The organism is Spirillospora sp. NPDC048819 (assembly GCF_040650055.1).
GTDB lineage: Bacteria > Actinomycetota > Actinomycetes > Streptosporangiales > Streptosporangiaceae > Spirillospora.
The window spans coordinates 19,823-41,339 of record NZ_JBEZGN010000042.1 but is presented as its reverse complement, the minus strand read 5'-3'; the positions used below and the strand labels follow the sequence as shown (position 1 = coordinate 41,339).

The following is a 21,517-nucleotide window of genomic DNA, read 5'->3' as shown; positions in this document are numbered from 1 at the left end:
TGTCCCAGCAGTCCCGTTCCGCCCGTACCGAAAGAAACGCCATGCGTCCCACCACCAATCCGGCCCGTCCGCTGAATGGACTCGCGGCGCTTCTCGGGATCGAGCAGACCGGCTGGGACGGCGTGTCGGCGACCGGCATCACGCACGACTCGCGAGCGGTGCGGCGCGGCGACATCTACGCTGCGCTGCCCGGCGCGCGCGCACACGGCGCACAGTTCTCCGCCCAGGCCGCCGAGGCGGGCGCGGCGGCGATCCTCACCGACCCCGACGGGTACGACCGGGCGGCGGCGACGGGCCTTCCCGTCCTGGTGGTGTCCGACGTCCGCGCGCGGCTCGGCGAAGCCGCGTCCTGGGTGTACGGGGAGCCCGGACGCGACATCACCCTCATCGGCGTCACCGGGACCAGCGGCAAGACCACCACCGTCTTCTTGCTGGACGCCGGCCTGCGCGCCGCCGGCATCGAGACGGGACTGGTCGGCGGCGTCGAGATCCGGGTGGCCGGCGAGCGGGTGCCGAGCGCGCTGACCACGCCGGAGTCCACCGACCTGCACGCGCTGCTCGCGATGATGCGCGAGCGCGGGGTCGGCGCCGCCGCGATGGAGGTCTCCAGCCACGCCCTCGCCCAGGGCCGCGTCGGCGGGGCGGCGTTCGAGGTCGCGGTGTTCACCAACCTGTCGCAGGACCACCTGGACTACCACCCGACCATGAAGGACTACTTCCTGGCCAAGGCCCGGCTGTTCACGCCCGAGTACTCCCGCGTCGGCGTCATCAACCTCGACGACCACCACGGCCGTGAGCTGCTGGACATCGCCACGGTGCCGACGACGACGTTCTCGGCGTCCGGCGACCCGGCGGCCGACTGGCGGGCCGAGGACGTGCGCGTCGGCGCCGACGGCAGCGTGTTCCGCGTCGTCGGCCCCCTCGGCATCGAGGCCGACGGCGAGGTCCGGCTCGCCGGGCCGTTCAACGTCGCCAACGCGCTCGCCGCGATCGTCGCGCTGGTCGAGGCCGGCATCCCGCTGCAGGCGGCCGTGCACGGGGTGGCGTCGCTGCCCGGCGTCCCCGGCCGGCTGGAACGGGTCGACGAGGGCCAGGACTTCGTCGCCCTCGTCGACTATTCCCACAAGCCCGGCGCGGTCGAGGCCGTCCTGTCCGCGCTGCGGCCCGTCACCGAGGGCGACCTCACGGTGGTGCTCGGCTGCGGCGGCGACCGCGACCGCACCAAGCGCCCGCTGATGGGGGAGGCCGCCGCCCGGCTGGCCGACACCGCCTACTTCACCAACGACAACCCGAGGTCGGAGGATCCGCTGGCCATCCTCGCCGCTATGGTCGAGGGCGGACTGAAGGTGCCGCAGCCCGGGCGGGCGCACATCGTGGTGGAGCCCGACCGTGCCGACGCGATCGCGCTGGCCGTCGGCCGCGCCCGCCGCGGCGACGTCCTCGTCATCGCGGGCAAGGGCCACGAGCAGGGCCAGAACGTGGCGGGCGAGGTGCAGCCGTTCGACGACCGCGAGGTCGTGCGGGAGGCGCTCCGGCGCCGTGCACAAGGGACAAGAGGGGACGGGACGCAGGCGTGATCCCACTTCCGCTGTCGACGATCGCGGAGATCACGGGGGGCACTCTTCACGGGCCTCCGGACGTCGTGGTGAGCGGTCCCGTCGTCATCGACTCACGGGCGGCCGAGCCCGGGGCGCTGTTCGCGGCGCTGAAGGGCGAGCGCGCGGACGGGCACGACTTCGCGTCCGCGGCCCTGGCGGCCGGCGCAGCCGCGGTCCTCGCGCAGCGCCCGGTCGACGGCGGGCCGTGCGTGGTCGCCGACGACGTCCAGGAGGCGCTCGGACGGCTGGCCAGGGGCGTGCTGGAGCGGCTGCCCGACGTGACCGTCACCGCGGTCACCGGCTCCGCCGGCAAGACCTCCACCAAGGACCTCATCGGCGGGCTCGCGGGCCGCGCGGGCCCCGTCGTCTTCCCGCCCGGCTCGTTCAACAACGAGATCGGGCTGCCCCTCACCGTGCTGCGCGCCGACGCCGCGACCCGTCACCTGGTCCTGGAGATGGGCGCCCGCGGCATCGGCCACATCGCCTACCTCACCGGGATCGCGCCGCCCGACGTCGGCGTCGTGCTGAACGTCGGCACCGCGCACGTCGGGGAGTTCGGCAGCCGCGAGAACATCGCCCGCGCCAAAGGCGAGATCGTGGAGGCGGTCCGGCCGGGCGGCACCGCCGTCCTGAACGCCGACGACCCGCTCGTCGCCGCCATGGCGCCGCGCACGCGCGGCGAGGTCGTCATGTTCGGCCGGTCCCCGGACGCGGCCGTCCGCGCCGCGGACGAGACGCTCGACGAGCAGGGCCGGGCCCGGTTCACCCTCGTCACGCCGGAGGGCTCGGCGCCGGTCGCGCTGCGCCTGCACGGCTCGCACGCCGTCATGAACGCGCTGGCCGCGGCCGCGGCGGCGCGGGCCGCGGGGCTCGCGCCCGCCGAGATCGCCGCGGGCCTCTCGGAGGCCGTGCCGGCCAGCCGGTGGCGGATGGAGGTCACCGAGCGGGCCGACGGCGTGACCGTGGTGAACGACGCCTACAACGCCAACCCCGACTCGACCCGCGCCGCGATCGACGTGCTCGCCCACATGGCCCGGGGCCGCCGCGCATACGCGGTACTGGGGGAGATGGCCGAACTCGGCGCTTCCTCCGCCGCGGAACATGCCAAGATCGGGGAGCATGCGGCGCGCAGCGGGATCGCGGGCCTCGTGGTCGTCGGCGCGAACGCGGCGGCGATGGCCGGCGGGGCCGGGCAGGTGGGGTCATGGACGGGAGAGTGCGTGCAGGTGGATGACGTCGGCGCGGCGGTGGCCGCGCTCAGGGAGCGGCTCGCGCCGCGGGACGTCGTGCTGGTGAAGGGCTCTCGCGTGACCGGACTGGAACGGGTGGCCGAGGCGATCCTCGCGGAGGACGCCCGATGACCAACATCATCATCGCCGCCGGGGTCGCACTGGTCCTGGTCATGGTCGGCACGCCGGTGTGGATCCGGATCGTCAACCGGCTCGGCTACGGACAGATGATCCGCGACGAGGGCCCTGAGGCCCACATGAACAAGCGCGGCACCCCCACCATGGGCGGGACGGTCTTCATCGTCGGGTCGCTCGTCGGCTACGCGGTGGCGCACCTCGTCACCGGGACCGAGCCGACCATCTCCGGCATGCTGGTGCTGTTCCTGATGACCGGGCTCGGCCTCGTCGGGTTCGTGGACGACTACATCAAGGTCTTCAAGCAGCGCAGCCTCGGCCTGCGCAGCGGCGCCAAGATGATCGGCATCATCCTCGTCGGCGTCGTGTTCGCCGTCGCGTCGCTCAACTTCCCCAACGGCTACGACATCACCCCCGCCGACCCCCACCTGTCCTTCCTGCGCGACTTCGGCCCCTCGATCGGCCCGTACCTGTTCGTGGTGTGGGCCCTGCTGCTCATCGCGGCCATGTCCAACGGCGTGAACCTCACCGACGGCCTCGACGGGCTGGCGGCGGGCCCGGCCGGCATGGTGCTGGCCGCCTACGTGATCATCGGGAACTGGCAGCTGCGCAACAGCTGCACCGACTACGCGCTCGCCCCCAACTGCTACACCGTCCGCGACCCCCTCGACCTCGCGGTGGTCGCCGCGGCCGTCCTCGGCGGCGTGTTCGGCTTCCTGTGGTGGAACGCCCCGCCCGCGAAGATCTTCATGGGCGACACCGGCTCGCTGGCCCTCGGCGGCGTGCTGGTCGGCCTGGCGATCCTCACCCGCACCCAATTCCTGCTCGCCATCCTGTGCGGGCTGATCGTGATGATCACCCTGTCGGTGATGATCCAGGTCGGCGGGTTCAAGATGACCAGGAAACGGGTGTTCAAGATGGCCCCGCTGCAGCACCACTTCGAGCTGTCCGGCTGGGCCGAGACGACGATCGTCGTGCGCTTCTGGCTGATGTCGGCGCTGTTCGTGGCCCTCGGCATCGGCCTGTTCTACCTGGAATGGATGCCGAAGTAGTGAGCAGCAGCCGTTTCGCGGGCCGGTCCGTGTGCGTCGCCGGGCTCGGCGTGTCCGGCCGCGCCGCCGCCCGCGTCCTCGCCGGGCACGGCGCCCGCGTCACCGTCGTCGACGCCCGCGACGGCGAGGAGCAGCGCGGGCACGCCGCCGAGCTGGAGGCCCGCGGGGTCGCGGTCCGGCTCGGCGACGGCGAGGGCCTGCCGGACGGCACCGAGCTGGTGGTGACCTCGCCCGGGTGGCGGCCGGACGTGCCGCTGCTCGCCGCCGCCGCGACGTCCGGCATCGAGATCATCGGCGAGGTCGAGCTGGCGTGGCGGCTTCGCCCGCGGGACGCCGCGCCGTGGCTGGCCGTCACCGGGACCGACGGCAAGACCACCGTCGTCCGGATGCTGGCGTGCATGCTCACCGCCGCCGGCCACAAGGCCCTCGCCGTCGGGAACGTCGGCACGCCGATCGTGGAGGCCGTCACCCAGCCGTACGACGTGCTGGCGGTGGAGCTGTCGAGCTACCAGCTGCACTGGTCCAGCTCGCTCGCCCCGAAGGCGGCGGCGGTGCTGAACGTCGCGCCCGACCATCTCGACTGGCACGGATCCATGGACGCCTACGTCGCCGCCAAGGCCAAGATCTTCGGGCCGGGCTGCGTCGCCGTCTACAACGCCGGCGACGAGACGTCCGCCGCGCTGGCCGAACGCGCCCCGGACGTGGACCGGCGGGTCGGCTTCACGCTCCGGGTGCCGCGTCCCGGTGAACTCGGCGTCGTCGAGGAACTGCTCGTCGACCGGGCGCTCACCGGCGATCCCGGACGGCAGGCCGCCGAACTCGCCGCGCTCGCCGACGTCCACCCGTTCGCGCCGCACAACGTCGCCAACGCGCTGGCCGCCGCGGGCCTCGCCCGCGCGTTCGGGGTCCCGCCCGAGGCCGTCCGCGACGGCCTGCGGGCGTTCGTGCCCGACCCGCACCGCATCCAGCACGTCGCGGACGTCGCGGGCGTCGCCTACGTCAACGACTCCAAGGCGACCCAGCCGCACGCGGCCGCCGCGTCCCTGGCCGCCTACGAGCCGGTCGTGTGGATCGCGGGCGGCCTCCTCAAGGGCCTGGACGTCGACGACCTGGTGCGTTCGTGCGCCGGGCGGCTGCGCGGCGTCGTGCTGATGGGACGCGACCGGCACCGGATCGCCGAGGCCCTCGCGCGACACGCCCCGGATGTCCCCGTCGTGGACGTCCCCGACACCGACACTGGGGCCATGGACCGCGTCGTCAACGAAGCCTCCGGACTCGCCCGGGCGGGCGACACCGTACTCCTCGCCCCCGTCGGGGCGTCCTTCGACATGTTCGCCAACTACCCGGCCCGCGGGGACGCCTTCATCGCGGCGGTCGGACGTCTCGCCGGCGCCGCCCGCGCCGCCGGTCCCCGGAACCCCCGGTAGACGTGGCCGCCGCACCGGCCGGCGAGGAGGACGGCGGGCGCCCGGGGCCGCGCGAGCAGGTGGTCGCCGCCATCGGGCTGCTCGACCGCCCCCTCACGTCCTACTACCTGGTGCTGGGCTGCACGGTGATGCTGCTCGCACTCGGCCTGACGATGGTGCTGTCGGCGTCCAGCGTCAGCCAGCTCCAGGCGACGGGCTCGGCCTACACGCTGTTCCAGAAGCAGGCCCTGTGGATGGCGATCGGGCTGCCCGGCATGTGGGTGGCGTCCCGCCTGCCGGTGAAGACGTTCCGCGCGCTGGCCTACCCGCTGCTGCTGCTGTCGGTCGTCGTGCTGGCGATGGTGCTCGTCCCCGGGCTGGGCCGCAGCGCGGGCGGCGCCACCCGCTGGGTCGACCTCGGGCCGGTGCAGGTCCAGCCGTCCGAACTGGCCAAGCTCGCCCTGGTCCTGTGGGGCGCCGACCTGCTGGCGCGCAAGGAGCGGCTGGGGCAGCTGACCGAATGGCGGCCGCTGCTGGTCCCGCTGATGCCCGGCGCGGGCATCCTGATCCTGCTCGTGATGATGGGCAGCGATCTCGGCACCACGCTGGTGCTCCTCACGATCTTCCTGGCGCTGCTGTGGGTCGTCGGCGCCCCCGGGCGGCTGTTCGTCGGCATGACCGGGCTCGTGTGCCTGCTGGTGTCGATCCTCATCATCGTCGAGCCGTACCGGATGCAGCGCCTCACCGGGTTCCTGGACTCCTCCGGCAACCAGCTCACCACCAACTACCAGGGTACGCAGGGCCTTTACGCGGTCGCCTCCGGTGGCCTGTTCGGCACGGGCCTCGGGGAGGGGCGCGCCAAATGGGACTATCTGCCGGAAGCCGAGACCGACTTCATCTTCGCGATCGTGGCGGAGGAGTTCGGCCTCGTCGGCACCCTCGTGGTCCTGTCCCTGTTCGGGCTGCTCGCCTACGCGGGCCTGCGGATCGCCCGGCGGGTGAGCGACCCGTTCACCCGGCTGGCCGCCGCGGGCGCGACGGCGTGGCTGGTCGTGCAGGCCATCGTGAACATCGGCGCCGTCATCCGCGTCCTGCCCATCACCGGCATCCCGCTTCCGCTGGTGTCCTACGGGGGATCGGCGCTGATTCCGAGCCTGTTCGTGCTCGGCATGCTGCTCGCGTTCGCCAAACGCGAGCCCGGTGCGAGGCAAGCACTCTCCGCACGGGGCCCCGGACCGGTCGTGAGGGCTCTAAGCTGGCTGGGTCTGGCACGGCGTTGAAAACCCCCTCCCGGGGGTCCGGGGGTCGTCCCCCGGAATTGACTCGCCCCCCTCCGGGGTGCCGAGACGCCGCGTCGCGTGCGCGCCCACGCGCCGGACGCGCGGCACCCGACAAGTCGAACACGCTGAGGAGTTGTCAACCAGCATGAGGGTTGTCCTGGCCGGCGGCGGCACCGCCGGACACATCGAGCCCGCTCTGGCTCTCGCCGACGCGCTGCGCCGCAACGACCCGAACACCGGGATCGTCTGCCTCGGCACCGAACGGGGCCTGGAGACACGCCTCGTCCCGCAGCGTGGCTACGAACTCGCCCTGATCCCCCCGGTTCCGCTGCCGCGCACGCTGACCCCGCGGCTGCTGTCGGTTCCCGGGCGGCTGCGCGGCGCGATCAACGCGGCGGCGTCCGTCCTCGACCAGGCCCAGGCCGACATCCTGGTGGGCTTCGGCGGCTACGTCGCCACCCCCGGCTACCTGGCGGCGCGCAAGCGCAAGGTGCCGATCATCGTCCACGAGGCCAACCCCAAGCCCGGCCTCGCCAACAAGCTCGGCGCCCGCTTCACCGAGCACGTCGCGGTGTCGCACGCCGACTCGCCGCTGCCGAACCCCACGTTCGTCGGCATCCCGCTCCGCCGCGAGATCGCCGCCCTCGACCGGCTCGCGATGGGCGACAAGGCCCGCTCCTACTTCGGGCTGCTGCCCGACCTGCCCACCCTGCTGATCTTCGGCGGGTCGCAGGGCGCCCGGTCCCTCAACCAGGCCGCCGTCGCCTCGGCGCCGTACTTCCGGCAGGCGGGCATCCAGGTCCTGCACATCGTCGGGCCGAAGAACACCGAGGAGCCCGAGCCGGTGTCCGGCGGCCCGCAGTACGTCACGATCCCCTACTGCGACCGGATGGATCTCGCCTACGCCGCCGCCGACATGGCCATGTGCCGCGCCGGCGCGATGACGTGCGCCGAACTGGCCGCGGTCGCGCTGCCCGCGGTGTACGTGCCGCTGCCGATCGGCAACGGCGAGCAGCGGCTGAACGCCGAGCCGATCGTCCAGGCCGGCGGCGGCCTGCTCGTCGACAACGCCGACCTGTCGCCCGACTGGATCGCGCAGAACCTGCTGCCGGTGCTGGCCGACCCGGCCCGGGTCGCGACCATGTCGGAGGCGGCCGGGCGGATGGGCCGGCGGGACGCCGACGTCGCGCTCGCCCAGATGGTGTACGACGTGGTCCGTTCGGCGGGCGCCGGCCGATGAGCCTGATCGGTCCACGTGACGTCGTGCCCGCCGGCGAGCTCGGCCGGGTCCACTTCATCGCGATCGGGGGCGCCGGGATGTCCGGCATCGCCCGCATCATGCTGCGGCGCGGCCTCGCCGTGTCCGGCAGCGACGCGCGCGACTCCGAGCTGCTCACCCAGCTCGGCGACCTCGGCGCCAAGGTCTTCGTCGGGCACGACGCCGGGCACCTGGGCGACGCCGACACGGTGGTCGTCTCCACGGCGATCCGGGACACCAACCCCGAGCTGGTCGCCGCCCGCGAGCGCGGCCTGCGGGTCCTGCACCGCTCGGCCGCGCTCGCCTCGCTGATGGCCGGCCGCAGGGCGGTCGCGGTCGCCGGCACGCACGGCAAGACCACCACGACCTCGATGCTGACGGTCGCGCTCCAGCACGCCGGCGCCGACCCGTCCTACTGCATCGGCGGGCAGCTGGTCACCACCGGGCTCGGCGCCGACGAGGGCACCGGCGACGTGTTCGTGGCCGAGGCCGACGAGAGCGACGGCTCCTTCCTCATGTACACGCCGCACATCGCGGTCGTCACCAACGTCGAGGCCGACCACCTCGACAACTACGGCGGCTTCGAGATGGTGAAGGAGAACTTCGCCAGGTTCGTCGACCGCGTCGAGCCGGGCGGGACGCTCATCGTCGGCGCCGACGACCCGGTGGCGATGGAGCTGACGGAACGGGCGCGGGCGCGGGGCCTGACCGTCCGGACGTACGGCGAGGCCGAAGGCGCGGACCTGCGGGTGACCGGATTCACCCCGCGCGGTCTCGGCTCCCGGTTCGAGATCGGCGGGATCGGCGAGGTCGCGCTGGGCGTCCCCGGCCGGCACAACGCCCTCAACGCCGCCGCCGTGGTCGCGGTCGCCCAGGCCCTCGGCCTGGACGACGCGCCCGTCCGTGCGGGCCTCGCCGCGTTCGGCGGCGCGATGCGGCGGCTGGAGCGTAAGGGCGAGGCGGGCGGCGTCGAGGTGTTCGACAGCTACGCCCACCACCCGACCGAGCTGACCGCCGACCTGGACGCCACCCGCGACTACCTGGGGGAGAAGCAGGGCGGCCGGATCATCGCCGTCTTCCAGCCGCACCTGTACAGCCGCACCCGGTTCTTCGCCGCCGAGTTCGGCGCGGCGCTCGGCCTCGCCGACGTCGCCGTCGTCCTGGACGTGTACGGCGCCCGCGAGGACCCCGAGCCCGGTGTGACGGGCGCGCTGGTCGCCGACGCCGTCCCGGCCGGCACCGAGGCCGTCTACGCGCCCGTCCGGGACGAGGTGCCCGAAATAGCCGCAGCGCTCGCCCGGCCCGGCGACGTCGTCATCACCCTGGGCGCGGGTGACGTGACCCAGCTCGGCCCGCTCATCCTGGAGCGCCTGGCCGGTTCGTGAAGGACACGCCGCCGCCCGCGCGGTCGGCGGCGGGCGGGGAGAACACTGCCAAGCTTGGGTCATGACCGAGGCGCAGACGGGCCGGCGGGCCGGGCCGGACGGCGGCCGGGGACCGGACGGGGAGCCGGGGGAGGAACGCGGCCGTCCCGTCCGGTGGAAGGTCATCTTCGTCACCCTGCTGGTGCTGGCGGCGCTGGGCGCGGTGACGTGGGTCGTGCTCGGCTCGCGGCTGCTGGTGGTGCGGCACGTCGAGGTGACCGGTGCCGAGCTGGCGCCGCACGACCGGATCGTCGCCGCCGCGGGGATCCACATCGGCAGGCCGATGGCGCGGCTGGCGACCGGCGAGATCCGCGAACGGGTCGAGCGGCTCCGGGAGGTCGAGTCCGCCGAGATCGAACGGCACTGGCCGGGCACCGTCCGCATCGTGGTCCGCGAACGGGTGCCGGTCGCCGTCTTCGAACGCGACGGGCGCCACCACCGGATCGACCGGCACGGCGTCGTCGTCGCCGACGGGGAGGACAGGCCGTCCGGGCTCCCGACGCTGACGGTCGCCGCGCCCGGACCGTCCGACAAGGCGACGCTCGCGGCGCTGACCGTGCTCTCCGACCTGCCGGAACGTCTGAAGGGGAAGCTGCGCGAGGTGGCGGCGACCGGGCCCGAGGCGGTCACCCTGCACATGGCGGGCGGCCAGACGGTGGTGTGGGGCGCCGCAGAACGGGCAGAGGAGAAGATCCGGCTGCTGGACGCCCTGTGGCGCACGGCGGCCGGGCGGGCCGTCCGCACCGCCGACGTCAGTTCCCCCGAGGTGCTCAAGACGAAGTGAGCGTCCGGCGCGACGGCCGGCCGGCGCGCCTCACGGGGAAGGCGTTTGTGGTGCCGTTCGGGTCCGGTGCGTGTGTCGCGGCGATTCCGGGCGTCCGATGGGGCACGCTGGAACGACCGGCCGGAAGGAGCACCGCATGGGCGACCCGACACCGGCGGTACCGATACCCGCTGAGGGGGTGGACGACGGCGTGCGCGGCCTGGGAGCAGCCAGATCTTCTTCGCCGACCAGGGCGAACGCGTATCCGGTGCGACACGCCGGTGGAGTTCGGGGGAGGTTAGTTGACCCTGGCGGTAAGGCCGCCCTACTGTCCGTATCAGTCCTCAGGTTGACATAACTGTAAGCCTCAAGTTGAGGGTGAGGGTTCAGGGGAGCCGGTTTCCAAGGCCGGATCCCGCCGGGCTCGGCCCGCAAGTGCACACAGGTCAGGAACACCGCGGCGGCACGGTCTCAGACCGGGCAGGGCGGTCGGATAGAGCGGAAAGGCCCCTCGTCGTGGCAGCACCGCAGAATTACCTCGCGGTCATCAAGGTCGTCGGCATCGGCGGCGGCGGCGTCAATGCCGTCAACCGGATGATCGAAGAGGGACTCAAGGGCGTCGAGTTCATCGCGATCAACACGGACGCCCAGGCGCTGCTGATGAGTGACGCCGACGTGAAACTGGACGTGGGCCGCGAGCTCACCCGGGGCCTCGGCGCCGGAGCCAACCCCGATGTCGGCCGCAAGGCCGCCGAAGACCACCGCGAGGAGATCGAAGAGGTCCTCAAGGGCGCCGACATGGTGTTCGTCACCGCCGGAGAGGGCGGCGGCACCGGCACCGGCGGCGCGCCCGTGGTGGCCAACATCGCCCGCTCGCTCGGCGCGCTGACCATAGGAGTCGTCACCCGCCCCTTCAGCTTCGAGGGCAAGCGCCGCGCCATGCAGGCCGAGGCCGGAATAGAGACGCTGCGCGACGAGGTCGACACCCTCATCGTCATCCCCAACGACCGGCTGCTGTCGATCTCCGACCGGCAGGTCAGCGTCCTGGACGCGTTCAAGGCCGCCGACCAGGTGCTGCTGTCCGGTGTGCAGGGCATCACCGACCTCATCACCACCCCCGGCCTGATCAACCTCGACTTCGCCGACGTCAAGTCCGTCATGTCCGGCGCCGGCTCGGCGCTGATGGGCATCGGTTCCGCGCGCGGCGACGACCGCAGCGTCGCCGCGGCCGAGATGGCGATCTCCAGCCCGCTGCTGGAGGCCAGCATCGACGGCGCGCACGGCGTGCTGCTGTCCATCTCCGGCGGCTCCGACCTCGGCCTGTTCGAGATCAACGAGGCGGCGCAGCTGGTGTCCAACGCCGCCGCGCCCGACGCCAACATCATCTTCGGCGCGGTCATCGACGACGCGCTCGGCGACGAGGTCCGGGTCACGGTGATCGCGGCGGGTTTTGACGAGGGCCGCCCTGCTAAGCCGGCCCCGGAACCCGAGACCAAGAGACTGCCCCCGCCGCCGCGTCCCACGCCGCCGCCCGCGTCGGCGGCGCCCGCCGCGCCCGCCAACCCGATCCCGAGCCGCGTCGGGCGATCCGAGCCCGCGAGCGCGCAGCAGTCGGCGCAGCACGGGTCCCAGCAGTCGGTGGCACAGGCGGCCGCGGCGCCGCAGTCCGCGGGCGGCGCGGCCGCCCCGCCGCAGCGCCCCGAGGCCGACCGGTCCCAGCAGTCCGCGCAGGGACATGACGACCGTTCCGGCGGACGCGGATCGGGCGAGCACGCCCGGTCCGACGGCACCGCCTCCACACAGCCGGGCCCGCCCGCCGACCGGGACGCCGGCGCCTCCGGCGGGGAGTCCGGCGGCTCGCGCGCCCCCGCGCCCCGCCCGGCGTCCGAGCAGACCCCGTCCCGCGTGCACGCGGGGGAGAACGACGGCGGCCCCGCCTCCTCCGGGCAGCGCCGCCGTCCCGTGGTGTTCGACGAGGACGACGACCTCGACGTCCCCGATTTCCTGAAGTGATCACCACCGTCGCCCTGGGCGACGGCGTCGGCGCCGCCTTCACCGGCCGTGCCGGCGGCGTGAGCACCGCCCCCTATGAATCCCTCAACCTCGGTGGCGCGGCCGGCGACGACTCCGCCGCCGTCCAGGACAACCGGCGGCGCGTCGCCGCCCGCCTCGGCGTCGACCCCGGACGCACCGTCTACATGCGGCAGGTGCACGGCGCCGCCGTCGCGTTCGTCACTTCCCCCGATCTTCCCGGCCCCGTCGACGCGATCGTCACGACCGTCCCCGGCCTCGCCCTCGCCGTCCTGGTCGCCGACTGCGCGCCCGTCCTGCTCGCCGACCCTGTCGCCGGGATCGTCGGCGCCGCCCACTCGGGCCGGCCCGGGACCGCCGCCGGGGTCGTCCCCGCACTGGTGAAGTCGATGTGCGAGCGGGGCGCCGACCCCGCCAGGATGACGGCCGCGATCGGCCCCGCCGCGTGCGGCCGCTGCTACGAGGTCCCCGAGACGATGCGGGACGAGGTCACCGCCGTCGTGCCCGGCGCGTACTCCATCACGTCCAAGGGCACCCCGGGCCTCGACATCCGCGCCGGCATCGTCGAGCAGCTCGCCGCCGGAGGCGTCACCGGCGTGCGGGTCGACCCTCGCTGCACCATCGAGGACCCCGGCCTCTTCTCCTACCGCCGCGACGGGCGCACCGGCCGCTTCGCCGGATACGTCTGGCTCAAGGGCGACGCGTGACCGAGGAGCGCCGGACCGAACTGGCCGAGGGCATCGCCGGAGTGCGGGCACGCATCGCCGCCGCGTGCGCCGCCGCCGGCCGGGACGAGGACGAGATCACGCTGATCGCGGTCACCAAGACGTTCCCCGTGTCCGATGTGCGGCTATTGGCCGGACTCGGCCTCACCGATATCGGCGAGAACCGCGACCAGGAGGCCCGCCCGAAGGCCGCCGAATGCGCCGACCTCCCCCTCACCTGGCATTTCGTCGGCCGCCTGCAGACCAACAAGGCCCGCGCCGTCGCCGGATACGCCGACGTCGTGCACTCGGTCGACCGGCCCAGGCTGGTCTCGGCGCTGTCGGACGCCGCCGTCCGCGCCGGCCGCACCCTGCGCTGCCTCGTCCAGGTCTCGCTGGACGAGGTGGAGGGGCGCGGCGGCGCGTCACCCCCGGACGTTCCCGCGCTCGCCGACGCGATCGCCGAGGCCGGCGGCCTCGAGCTCGGCGGCGTGATGGCCGTCGCCCCGCTCGGCGCCGACCCGGCGCCCGCCTTCACTCGGCTCGCCGGGATCGCCGAACGGGTCCGCCGGAACCATCCGGGCGCCCGGATCGTCTCTGCGGGTATGAGCGGCGATCTGGAACAGGCGATCGCGTGCGGCGCGACACACCTGCGGGTCGGTACGGCGTTGCTCGGCGGCCGACGGGCAATCGTCAGGTAATGTCCCCCCAGTGGTACCTGCCGGAACGCGGGCCGCCACGACGGATCAGTCCAGGCGGCGCCGGACGCGCCCGGTGCCGCGACCACAGGACACGGAGGGGCGTATGGCCAGCGCGATGCGCAAGATGGCGGTCTACCTCGGCCTTGTGGAGGACGATCGCTACGACGACAAGTACGGCGACTACGACGAGTACGAGGTCTACGACGAGGAGACCGACTCCGGGCAGGGCCGCCGTCGCGAGGACGAATCCGGCGGTCAGCTTACCCGAGCCGACGAGGCCGCGGACCGCGAACGCGACCATCACTCCACGTCGACGATCGAGCGACGTTCCGTGGCGCTCTACGAGTCCGGTACCACCGACCTCGCTCGTATCACTACGCTGCATCCAAGGACCTACAACGAGGCGAGGACCATCGGCGAGCACTTCCGGGAGGGCACACCGGTCATCATGAATCTGACCGAGATGGTCGACAGCGACGCCAAGCGTCTGGTCGACTTCGCGGCGGGTCTCGTGTTCGGCCTGCACGGGAGCATCGAGCGTGTTACGAACAAGGTGTTCCTCCTGTCGCCCGCCAACGTGGAGGTGACGGCCGAGGACAAGGCCCGGATGGCAGAACGTGGTTTCTTCAACCAGAGCTGAGATCCACATGCGAGAGAACCCGTGAACATCGTTGGAACCGTCCTGCAGGCGATCCTCTACTTCTTCCTCCTGTTCCTGATCGGGAGGCTGATCCTGGAGATCCTGCAGTCGTTCGCCCGGCAGTGGAAGCCGACCGGGGTCGTTCTGGTGATCGCCGAGGCGACCTACACCGTCACCGATCCGCCCCTGAAATTCCTCAGACGCTTCATCCCGCCCATTCGACTGGGTAACGTTGCGCTGGATCTCAGCTTCACCGTCCTCATCCTTGTGGTCTGGATCCTGATCATCATCGTCGGCTCCGCGTTCGGCGGAGGTTAGGTCGATCGGATACCGTCCTTCGGGACAGACTCCAAGCGCGCCAAGGAGACGAGAACATGCCGCTGACACCCGCCGATGTGCGGAACAAGCAGTTCAGTACCACCAGGCTGAGGCCGGGGTACGACGAGGAGGAGGTGGACGCCTTCCTCGACGAGGTCGAGGCCGAGCTCGACCGCCTCATCCAGGAGAACGAGGAGCTGCGGGCCAAGCTCGCCGAGTGCCTGCGCGGCAAGGTTCCCGCCATGGCAGCCCCCATCGTGGAGCCCAAGCCGGACGTCCAGAAGATCCCGGAGCCTCCCCGCCCCGAGCCGCAGCCGCAGCCCGAGCCGGAGCCGGCCCTCGGCGGTCTCGGCATGTCCTCCGCGCCCTCCGGCGAGGACAACATGGACACGGCCGCCCGCGTGCTCGCGCTGGCGCAGCAGACCGCCGACCAGGCGATCGCCGACGCCCGCCGGGAGGCCGACGAGACGCTCGGCCGCGCCCGCCGCGAGGCCGAGGAGATCCTCGGCAAAGCCCGTCGGCAGGCCGACCAGATCGTCAGCGAGGCCCGCTCGCGCGCCGAGGCCCTCGACCGCGACGCCCAGGAGCGGCACCGCCAGGTCATGGGCTCGCTCGTGCAGCAGCGCGAGGAGCTCGAGCGCGAGGTCGACAACCTGCGCGCCTTCGAGCGGGAGTACCGCAGCAGGCTGAAGGTCTACCTGGAGGGCCAGCTGCGCGACCTGGAGGCGGGCAGCACCGAGACCGGCGCGTTCGCCGCCGTCCCGGGCGCGGCCCCCGCCCAGTCACCGCAGAACGCCCCCCAGGGCGGTCCGCAGACGGGCCCGCAGAACACCCTGCAGCACAACGACAACCGCAACGGCGCCCCCGGCGGCTCCGGGCCGGCGCCTGGCCAGTTCCCGCCGCCCGCCGAGCACACCCAGCAGGTGCAGCACTCCGCGACCGGGGCTTTCCACGCCGGCGGTGACAACCCGCCGCACGAACGGCGCTGAGGTGGGCATCGCGGGCGATAGTGTCTTCCCGATCGCCGCGCCGAGGGTGGCACCGCAGCCATCCCGGCGGCGCGGGGAGTCCGGCCGGTGCCGGCCGCCCGGGAGCCGAGCGGCCTGAACGAGGGAGAGAGACCCTGTGATCATCCTGAGCGGCGTTCTCGTGGTGGTGGCCATCGCCCTGCTGGTAGCGGGAATCGTCGCCGGCAACAGCGACAGCGCCGAGGTCTTCGGCCAGTTTGACGCCCTGTTCGTGATCTATTTCTCGATCGCGGTCAGCATCGTCTCGGCGTTGTGCCTGGCCATCGGGGTGTTCCTGCGTCGCAAGGAGCTCTTCGGCGCGGGTGTGTCACCGGCGCCCGCCCGCAGGAGCGGCAAGCCCAAGAAGGACAAGCGCAAGAAGGCCGCCCCCGCCGCGTCCGCCGCGAACGCCACGGGCGTACCGGCCGCCAAGGCCCCGGTGGCGGACCAGGCCGACGACGAGGTGGAGATCCCCGCCCCGCCGGCCGACGTCCCCGACGACGCGCTGGTGTTCGTCGTCCGCGGCCGCAAGCGCTACCACCTCGACACCTGCCGGCAGCTCGCCGGACGCGAGACCGAGGAGCTCACCTTCGCCGAGGCCAAGGAGGAGGGGTTCAGCCCCTGTACCGCCTGCATGCCCGACACCGCACTGGCGGCGCGCGCCGCGGCGTCGGGACCCGTGCCACCCGGCACGGGCAGGACGGCAGGGGACGTGCCCGCACCTCCGAAGCCCGGCCCGGAACGCTCCGAGGGCGGCCTGGCCGGTCTGGCCAAGCCGGCGCCCTCCCCGGCGTCCGCGCCCACCTCGTTCGACAAGACGGCCGAGATCCCGCGGGCGGACCGGCCGGCCGAGCCGGAGCGCCCGGCGCCCGGCCCCGCGGGCCCGACCCTCACCGACATGCCGGTGGCGAGCCTCTTCAGCCGCGAAGAGCCCGCCAAATCCGCGGAGAAGGCCGAAGCCGCCGGACCGGAGCCGGAGGCTCACTCCGCCGGCGAACGGCCCGCTGAGGCCGAATCCGCGTCGCCTGACACCGCTGTCGACCTGGGTGCCGCACTCTCCGCCGAGCCGGAGGCCGACACCGCCGTCCCGGAGGCGGCGGCTCCGAAGCCCCGCGGCGCCGACGACGACGACGCGCCGCAGCCGTCCGAGGAGCCCGGACACGAGCCGGCCGCCGAGGCCCCGCAGGACGAGCCCGGCGACGACGGCCCGCAGGTCCGCATCCTGAGCGGCACCAAGCGCTACCACCGCACCGACTGCGCCCTCATCGAGGACATCGGCGACGAGGCCGACGACCTGGAGGCGCTGTCCCGCGCCGAGGCCAAGTCCCGGGGCTGCACGCCCTGCCTCGTCTGCCAGCCCGACCGCGAGCGCGCCCGGGACTGAGCACGCCCAGGGGCGGCTCAGCGGTCGCGGCGCCGCTCGCGCATCTCCGCGCGCCGCTCCTGGTGCAGCCGGTGGATCTCCCCGTGCCGGTCCCGGCGGCGTTTCTTCCCGCCCACCTCGCGGCGCGTGACGGACACGCCGCCGAACAGCACCAGGCCGGTCAGCCGGATGACGGGCGCGTCCGGGTCCGTCGTGTCGTCCTCCGGCAGATCGTTCCCGCCGAAGATCGCGACATTGGACCCGACGACCCGGACGCCGGGCGGCACGACCAGGTTCACCCCGCCGAACACGCAGGTGACGTTGACGGTCACCTCGCCGCGGCTGAGGACCGCCTGCCGGAAGTCCAGGTCGACGCCTCCGAACACGCACGAGACGTTGGTGGTCGGCTCCACCAGCCAGCGTCCCTTCCGCTCCGCCCCACCGAAGATCGCCACCAGGTTCGGCGACTGGGGCGCCGGCGGCGCGACCACCCGTTCCTCCTTGCGCAGATCGACCGTCGGCCGCGGTGCCCGCGCCGACGGCAGGTCACTGAGAACCGGCTCCAGCTCGGCGTAGGTCTTGGCCTTGTAGACCGCGTCGATCCGCTCCGCGTGCTCCTCCGGCGTGATGCGCCCTTCGGCCAGGGCCTCACGCAGGCGGTCGGCGACCTGGTCGCGGTCGGCGTCCGACGCGCGCATGCCGGCGTCCGACGGCCGCGCCGGGGGTTCGGAAGGCTGCTCGGAAAGATTCACCCTCCAATCATCGCAGCGTCTGCCCAGGGGGCGACCCCCTGGAACCCCCGTTGCGAGCCGGTCGATCCTCACGCCACGGTTTCGGTTTGTTGTGACCGTGCGGGTCGGCGTCGTGTCGCTGCGGTCGCCCGGCTCGGCGGGTCGTGCGGCCTCCGGCGCCTGGGGCGCCTCCGGCCGCACGAACCGTGGTGTGCCAGTCCAGGGGGGCGACCCCTGGAAACCCCCTCGCGAGGCGGTTGATTCTCACGGCACGGTTTCGGTGGTTGTGACCGTCTCTGTTGGTGGCGTGGTGCTGTGGTCGGTCGGCTCGGCGGGGCGGGGTTTCTACTCGGTGGACCTGCGGAGGTAGTGGGTTAGGCCCAGTTCCTCGTCGCGGGTTGCGGGGAGGCCTTCGGGGCGGCCCTCGGTGACCTTGGTCGCGAGGACCTCGGCGGCGATCTCGCCGGTGTGGGCGCGCAGCGCCTCGGCCAGGTCGGTGCCGGTGGCCTCCCACCACAGGTCGATGCGGTCGGTGACGTCCAGGCCGGCGGCCTTGCGGCCCTCCTGGACGAGGCGGACGGCCTCGCGGACCAGGCCGGCGCGGCGCAGTTCGGGCGTGACGGTGAGGTCGAGCGCGACGGTCTCGCCGGCGGCGCTCTCCACCGCCCAGCCGGTGCGAGGCCGCTCGGTGACGATCACGTCGTCCGCGGACAGCGGCACCGTGCCGAGGCCCTCGGCCTCGACTTCGGCGGCGCCGCCGCGGAGGGTGTGCACGAGGGCCGCGGGATCGGCGGACGTGATCGCCTTGGCGACCCTCGGGGTGTCCTTGGCGTAGCGCTTGCCGAGTTCGCGGAAGTTGGGCTTCACCTCGTACTCGACGAGGTCACCGCCGATCGAGGAGAGCTCCTCGAAGCCCAGGACGTTCAGCTCCTCGGAGATCTGCGCGCGGAGTTGGGCCGGCAGCGCGGGCCAGCCCGCGGCGCCGACCAGGGCGCGGCCGAGGGGCTGGCGGGTCCGGACGCCGCTGGCGGCGCGGGCGGAGCGGCCGAGCTCGACCAGCCGGCGGACGAGCGCCATCTGGGCGGTCAGCTCCTCGTCCACGAGGTCCTCGTCGACGGCCGGCCAGTCGGCGAGGTGCACCGACTCGGGACCGTCGGCGGGGCGGATGACGTCCCAGACGTGGTCGGTGATGAAGGGGACCATCGGCGCCATCAGGCGGGTGAGGGTCTCCAGGCACTCGTAGAGGGTCGCGAAGGCCGACGAGCCGTCGGGCGTCTCGGGCCCCTCCCAGAAGCGCCGACGGGAGCGGCGCACGTACCAGTTGGACAGGTCGTCGACGAACTGGGCCAGGTGGCGGCCCGCGCGGGCGGTGTCGAACTCCTCCAGCGCCGCATCGACCTCGCGGACCGTGCGGTGCAGCCCGGCGAGCGCCCAGCGGTCCAGGAGGGGGCGGTCGGCCGGGGCGGGCGCCTCCGCCAGGCGGTCGGGCGTCCAGGCGCGGCCCTGCGCCTGCGCCGCGTTGGCGTACAGGACGAAGAAGGACGCGGTGTTCCAGTAGGTGAGGAGGACCTTGCGGACGATCTCCTCCAGTGCGCCGTGCCCGACGCGGCGCGACGCCCAGGGCAGGCCGTTGGCGGCCATGAACCAGCGCACCGCGTCGGCGCCGTGCTCGTCCATCAGCGGGATCGGCCGCAGCACGTTGCCGAGGTGCTTGCTCATCTTGCGGCCGTCCTCGGCGAGGATCAGTCCCAGGCAGACGACGTTCTCGTAGGACGAGCGGTCGAAGACGAGCGTCCCGACGGCCATGAGTGAGTAGAACCAGCCGCGGGTCTGGTCCTGGGCCTCACAGATGTACTGCGCGGGGTAGGAGTTCTCGAAGACCTCGTTGTTGCGGTGAGGGGCGCCCCACTGCGCGAACGGCATCGAGCCGGAGTCGTACCAGGCGTCGATGACGTCGGGGACGCGGCGCGCCTCCGCCCCGCACGTTTCCCCGTCTCCGACGCGGGTGGGACAGGGGAACGTCACGTCGTCGACGTAGGGACGATGCGGGTCCAGGGCGGACATGTCGCTTCCGGCGAGTTCGCCCAGCTCCTTGAGCGACCCGACGCAGGTGACGTGGTTCTCGTCCTCGCCGCAGACCCACAGGGGGAGCGGCGTGCCCCAGTACCGGCTGCGGGACAGCGACCAGTCGACGTTGTTGCGCAGCCACTCCCCGTACCGGCCGTGCTTGACGGTTTCGGGGTACCAGTTGGTCTTCTCGTTCTCCTCCAGCAGCCGGTCCTTGATCTGCGTGGTGCGGATGTACCAGGCGGGGAGCGCGTAGTAGAGCAGCGGCGTGTGGCAGCGCCAGCAGTGCGGGTAGCTGTGCTCGAAGTGCCCGCCGCGGTACAGCAGCCCGCGCGCGCGCAGGTCGTCGGTGAGTGGCTCGTCGGCGTCCTTGAAGAACTTGTTGCCGACCAGGGGAACCTCGCGCAGGAAGCGCCCGTCGGGCCCGATGGGGTTGACGATCGGCATCCCGTAGCGCTTGCAGACGGTCATGTCGTCGCCGCCGAACGCGGGAGCCTGGTGGACGAGGCCGGTGCCGTCCTCGACGGTGACGTAGTCGCCCAGGACGACGTAGTGCGCGTCCGGGATGTCGACCAGGTCGAACGGCCGCCGGTAGGTGGTGCGCTCCAGGTCGGCGCCCTGGTACGCGGCGAGCCGTTCCGCGCCTTCGCCGAGGACCTGGTCGAGAAGGGGTTCGGCCACGACGAGGACCTCGTCGGAGCCCGCGGGCCTGGCGGCGACGTAGGTGACGTCGGGGTGGACGGCCACGGCGGTGTTGGACACCAGCGTCCATGGCGTCGTCGTCCAGATGAGCAGCGCGGCGCCCATCTCGGCGAGCGGGCCGGACGTGACGGGCATCCGCACGTACACCGACGGGCTGGACACCTCCTCGTACGCGCCGGGCTGGCCCAGCTCATGGTCGGACAGTCCCGTCCCGCAGCGCGGGCAGTACGGCGTGATGCGGAAGTCGCGGAACAGCAGGCCCTTGTCGAACACCTGCTTCAGGGACCACCAGACCGCCTCGACGTATTCGGGGTCCATCGTGCGGTACGCCTGGTCGGTGTTGACCCAGTAGCCCATGCGCTCGGTCATCTCTTCGAACGCGTCCACGTGGCGCAGGACCGATTCGCGGCAGCGGTCGTTGAACTCCGCGACGCCGTACTCCTCGATGTCCTTCTTGCCGGTGAGGCCGAGTTCCTTCTCCACGGCGACCTCGACGGGCAGCCCGTGGCAGTCCCAGCCGGCCTTGCGGGGGACGTGGTAGCCCTTCATCGTCTTGAAGCGCGGGAAGACGTCCTTGAACACGCGGGCCTCGACGTGGTGGACGCCCGGCATGCCGTTGGCGGTCGGAGGGCCCTCGTAGAACACCCATCGGGGGCCGGACGCGGTGCGCTCCAGCGACCGCTCGAAAACCTTGCTCTCCTGCCAGCGGCGCAGCATGTCCCGCTCCAGGGCGGGCAGATCGACCTGCGCTGGCAGCGGCCGAAAACCTCGGCTCACGATGGCGGACCTCCGGATCGACGTGACCACGTTGACCGGAGGGACGAGGCGTGTGCCCGGATCGACCGAGCGGCGGCCCCGCGGTACCACCCTCCTTGACCCTGCCGCCGGGCGGCACGGTCCGCTTCGTTTAGTCTCGGCTGCCGGGTCTACTGGGCCCGCGGACGGATGTCCGGGACGGTTCCTCCGGCGGCTCCGGGGTGATCAGACCGCCGGGCTCGCCCCCGGGCTCGCACCGTCCCCGGGTCGCTCATTGCTGCGTGCGGCGGCAGGTGTCCCCATCCACGCCTGCCGATGAGACTGCTCGCGACGACTCTAACGCACGCGGGGC

The 21,517-nt window shown here is 72.9% G+C and carries 17 protein-coding genes; 15 read left to right on the top strand and 2 right to left on the bottom strand.

Annotated elements, in window-relative coordinates; translation table 11 throughout:
- Window positions 1-41 precede the first annotated feature (41 nt).
- The 15 genes from AB0C35_RS38610 (at window position 42) to AB0C35_RS38540 (ending at window position 16,930) form a co-directional block, all read left to right on the top strand.
- Window positions 42-1,577, top strand: coding sequence for a UDP-N-acetylmuramoyl-L-alanyl-D-glutamate--2,6-diaminopimelate ligase (locus tag AB0C35_RS38610; RefSeq protein WP_358467161.1), 1,536 nt, complete (start codon window positions 42-44; stop codon window positions 1,575-1,577).
- A complete protein-coding gene (murF, locus tag AB0C35_RS38605; RefSeq protein WP_358467159.1) occupies window positions 1,574-2,959 on the top strand; it encodes a UDP-N-acetylmuramoyl-tripeptide--D-alanyl-D-alanine ligase in 1,386 nt (461 codons plus the stop codon). Before AB0C35_RS38610 ends, murF begins: the two co-directional genes overlap by 4 nt.
- Window positions 2,956-4,014, top strand: a complete 1,059-nt coding sequence (mraY, locus tag AB0C35_RS38600) for a phospho-N-acetylmuramoyl-pentapeptide-transferase (RefSeq protein ID WP_358467157.1) — start codon at window positions 2,956-2,958, stop codon at window positions 4,012-4,014. The genes murF and mraY overlap by 4 nt, the downstream gene beginning before the upstream one ends.
- Complete coding sequence (gene murD, locus AB0C35_RS38595) at window positions 3,999-5,441, top strand: UDP-N-acetylmuramoyl-L-alanine--D-glutamate ligase (RefSeq protein WP_358467155.1); 1,443 nt, start codon at window positions 3,999-4,001, stop codon at window positions 5,439-5,441. The genes mraY and murD overlap by 16 nt, the downstream gene beginning before the upstream one ends.
- Window positions 5,442-5,443: 2 nt before the next feature.
- Entirely contained in the window at window positions 5,444-6,700 is a 1,257-nt protein-coding gene (gene ftsW, locus AB0C35_RS38590) for a putative lipid II flippase FtsW (RefSeq protein WP_358467153.1), read from the top strand.
- A 145-nt stretch (window positions 6,701-6,845) separates the two neighbouring features.
- Complete coding sequence (gene murG, locus AB0C35_RS38585) at window positions 6,846-7,940, top strand: undecaprenyldiphospho-muramoylpentapeptide beta-N-acetylglucosaminyltransferase (protein ID WP_358467151.1); 1,095 nt, start codon at window positions 6,846-6,848, stop codon at window positions 7,938-7,940.
- Window positions 7,937-9,343 carry a UDP-N-acetylmuramate--L-alanine ligase gene (gene murC, locus AB0C35_RS38580; protein ID WP_358467149.1) on the top strand — a complete coding sequence of 469 codons (1,407 nt, stop codon included), beginning with the start codon at window positions 7,937-7,939 and terminating at the stop codon, window positions 9,341-9,343. Before murG ends, murC begins: the two co-directional genes overlap by 4 nt.
- 61 nt (window positions 9,344-9,404) lie before the next feature.
- Complete coding sequence (locus AB0C35_RS38575) at window positions 9,405-10,166, top strand: FtsQ-type POTRA domain-containing protein (protein ID WP_358467147.1); 762 nt, start codon at window positions 9,405-9,407, stop codon at window positions 10,164-10,166.
- Window positions 10,167-10,661: 495 nt separating this feature from the next.
- The gene (ftsZ, locus tag AB0C35_RS38570; protein WP_358467145.1) at window positions 10,662-12,158 is read left to right on the top strand and encodes a cell division protein FtsZ; all 1,497 of its coding nucleotides are present in this window, start codon (window positions 10,662-10,664) and stop codon (window positions 12,156-12,158) included.
- On the top strand, window positions 12,155-12,883 hold the full coding sequence (gene pgeF, locus AB0C35_RS38565) for a peptidoglycan editing factor PgeF (protein WP_358467143.1): 729 nt from the start codon (window positions 12,155-12,157) through the stop codon (window positions 12,881-12,883). Before ftsZ ends, pgeF begins: the two co-directional genes overlap by 4 nt.
- Window positions 12,880-13,581, top strand: coding sequence for a YggS family pyridoxal phosphate-dependent enzyme (locus AB0C35_RS38560; protein WP_358467141.1), 702 nt, complete (start codon window positions 12,880-12,882; stop codon window positions 13,579-13,581). Before pgeF ends, AB0C35_RS38560 begins: the two co-directional genes overlap by 4 nt.
- A 103-nt stretch (window positions 13,582-13,684) precedes the next feature.
- Window positions 13,685-14,221, top strand: a complete 537-nt coding sequence (gene sepF / locus AB0C35_RS38555; protein ID WP_358467139.1) for a cell division protein SepF — start codon at window positions 13,685-13,687, stop codon at window positions 14,219-14,221.
- A gap of 21 nt (window positions 14,222-14,242) precedes the next feature.
- Entirely contained in the window at window positions 14,243-14,539 is a 297-nt protein-coding gene (locus tag AB0C35_RS38550) for a YggT family protein (RefSeq protein ID WP_358467137.1), read from the top strand.
- 56 nt (window positions 14,540-14,595) lie between these two features.
- On the top strand, window positions 14,596-15,528 hold the full coding sequence (locus AB0C35_RS38545; RefSeq protein WP_358467135.1) for a DivIVA domain-containing protein: 933 nt from the start codon (window positions 14,596-14,598) through the stop codon (window positions 15,526-15,528).
- A gap of 136 nt (window positions 15,529-15,664) precedes the next feature.
- Entirely contained in the window at window positions 15,665-16,930 is a 1,266-nt protein-coding gene (locus AB0C35_RS38540) for a hypothetical protein (RefSeq protein ID WP_358467133.1), read from the top strand.
- Window positions 16,931-16,947: 17 nt separating this feature from the next.
- On the opposite strand, the gene AB0C35_RS38535 is transcribed toward AB0C35_RS38540, so the two are convergent.
- Entirely contained in the window at window positions 16,948-17,607 is a 660-nt protein-coding gene (locus tag AB0C35_RS38535; RefSeq protein ID WP_358467237.1) for a DUF1707 domain-containing protein, read from the bottom strand.
- Window positions 17,608-17,985: 378 nt separating this feature from the next.
- Window positions 17,986-21,186 (bottom strand): isoleucine--tRNA ligase, encoded by a 3,201-nt coding sequence (gene ileS / locus AB0C35_RS38530; RefSeq protein WP_358467132.1) that lies wholly within the window; start codon window positions 21,184-21,186, stop codon window positions 17,986-17,988.
- Between the last annotated feature and the right edge of the window lie 331 nt (window positions 21,187-21,517).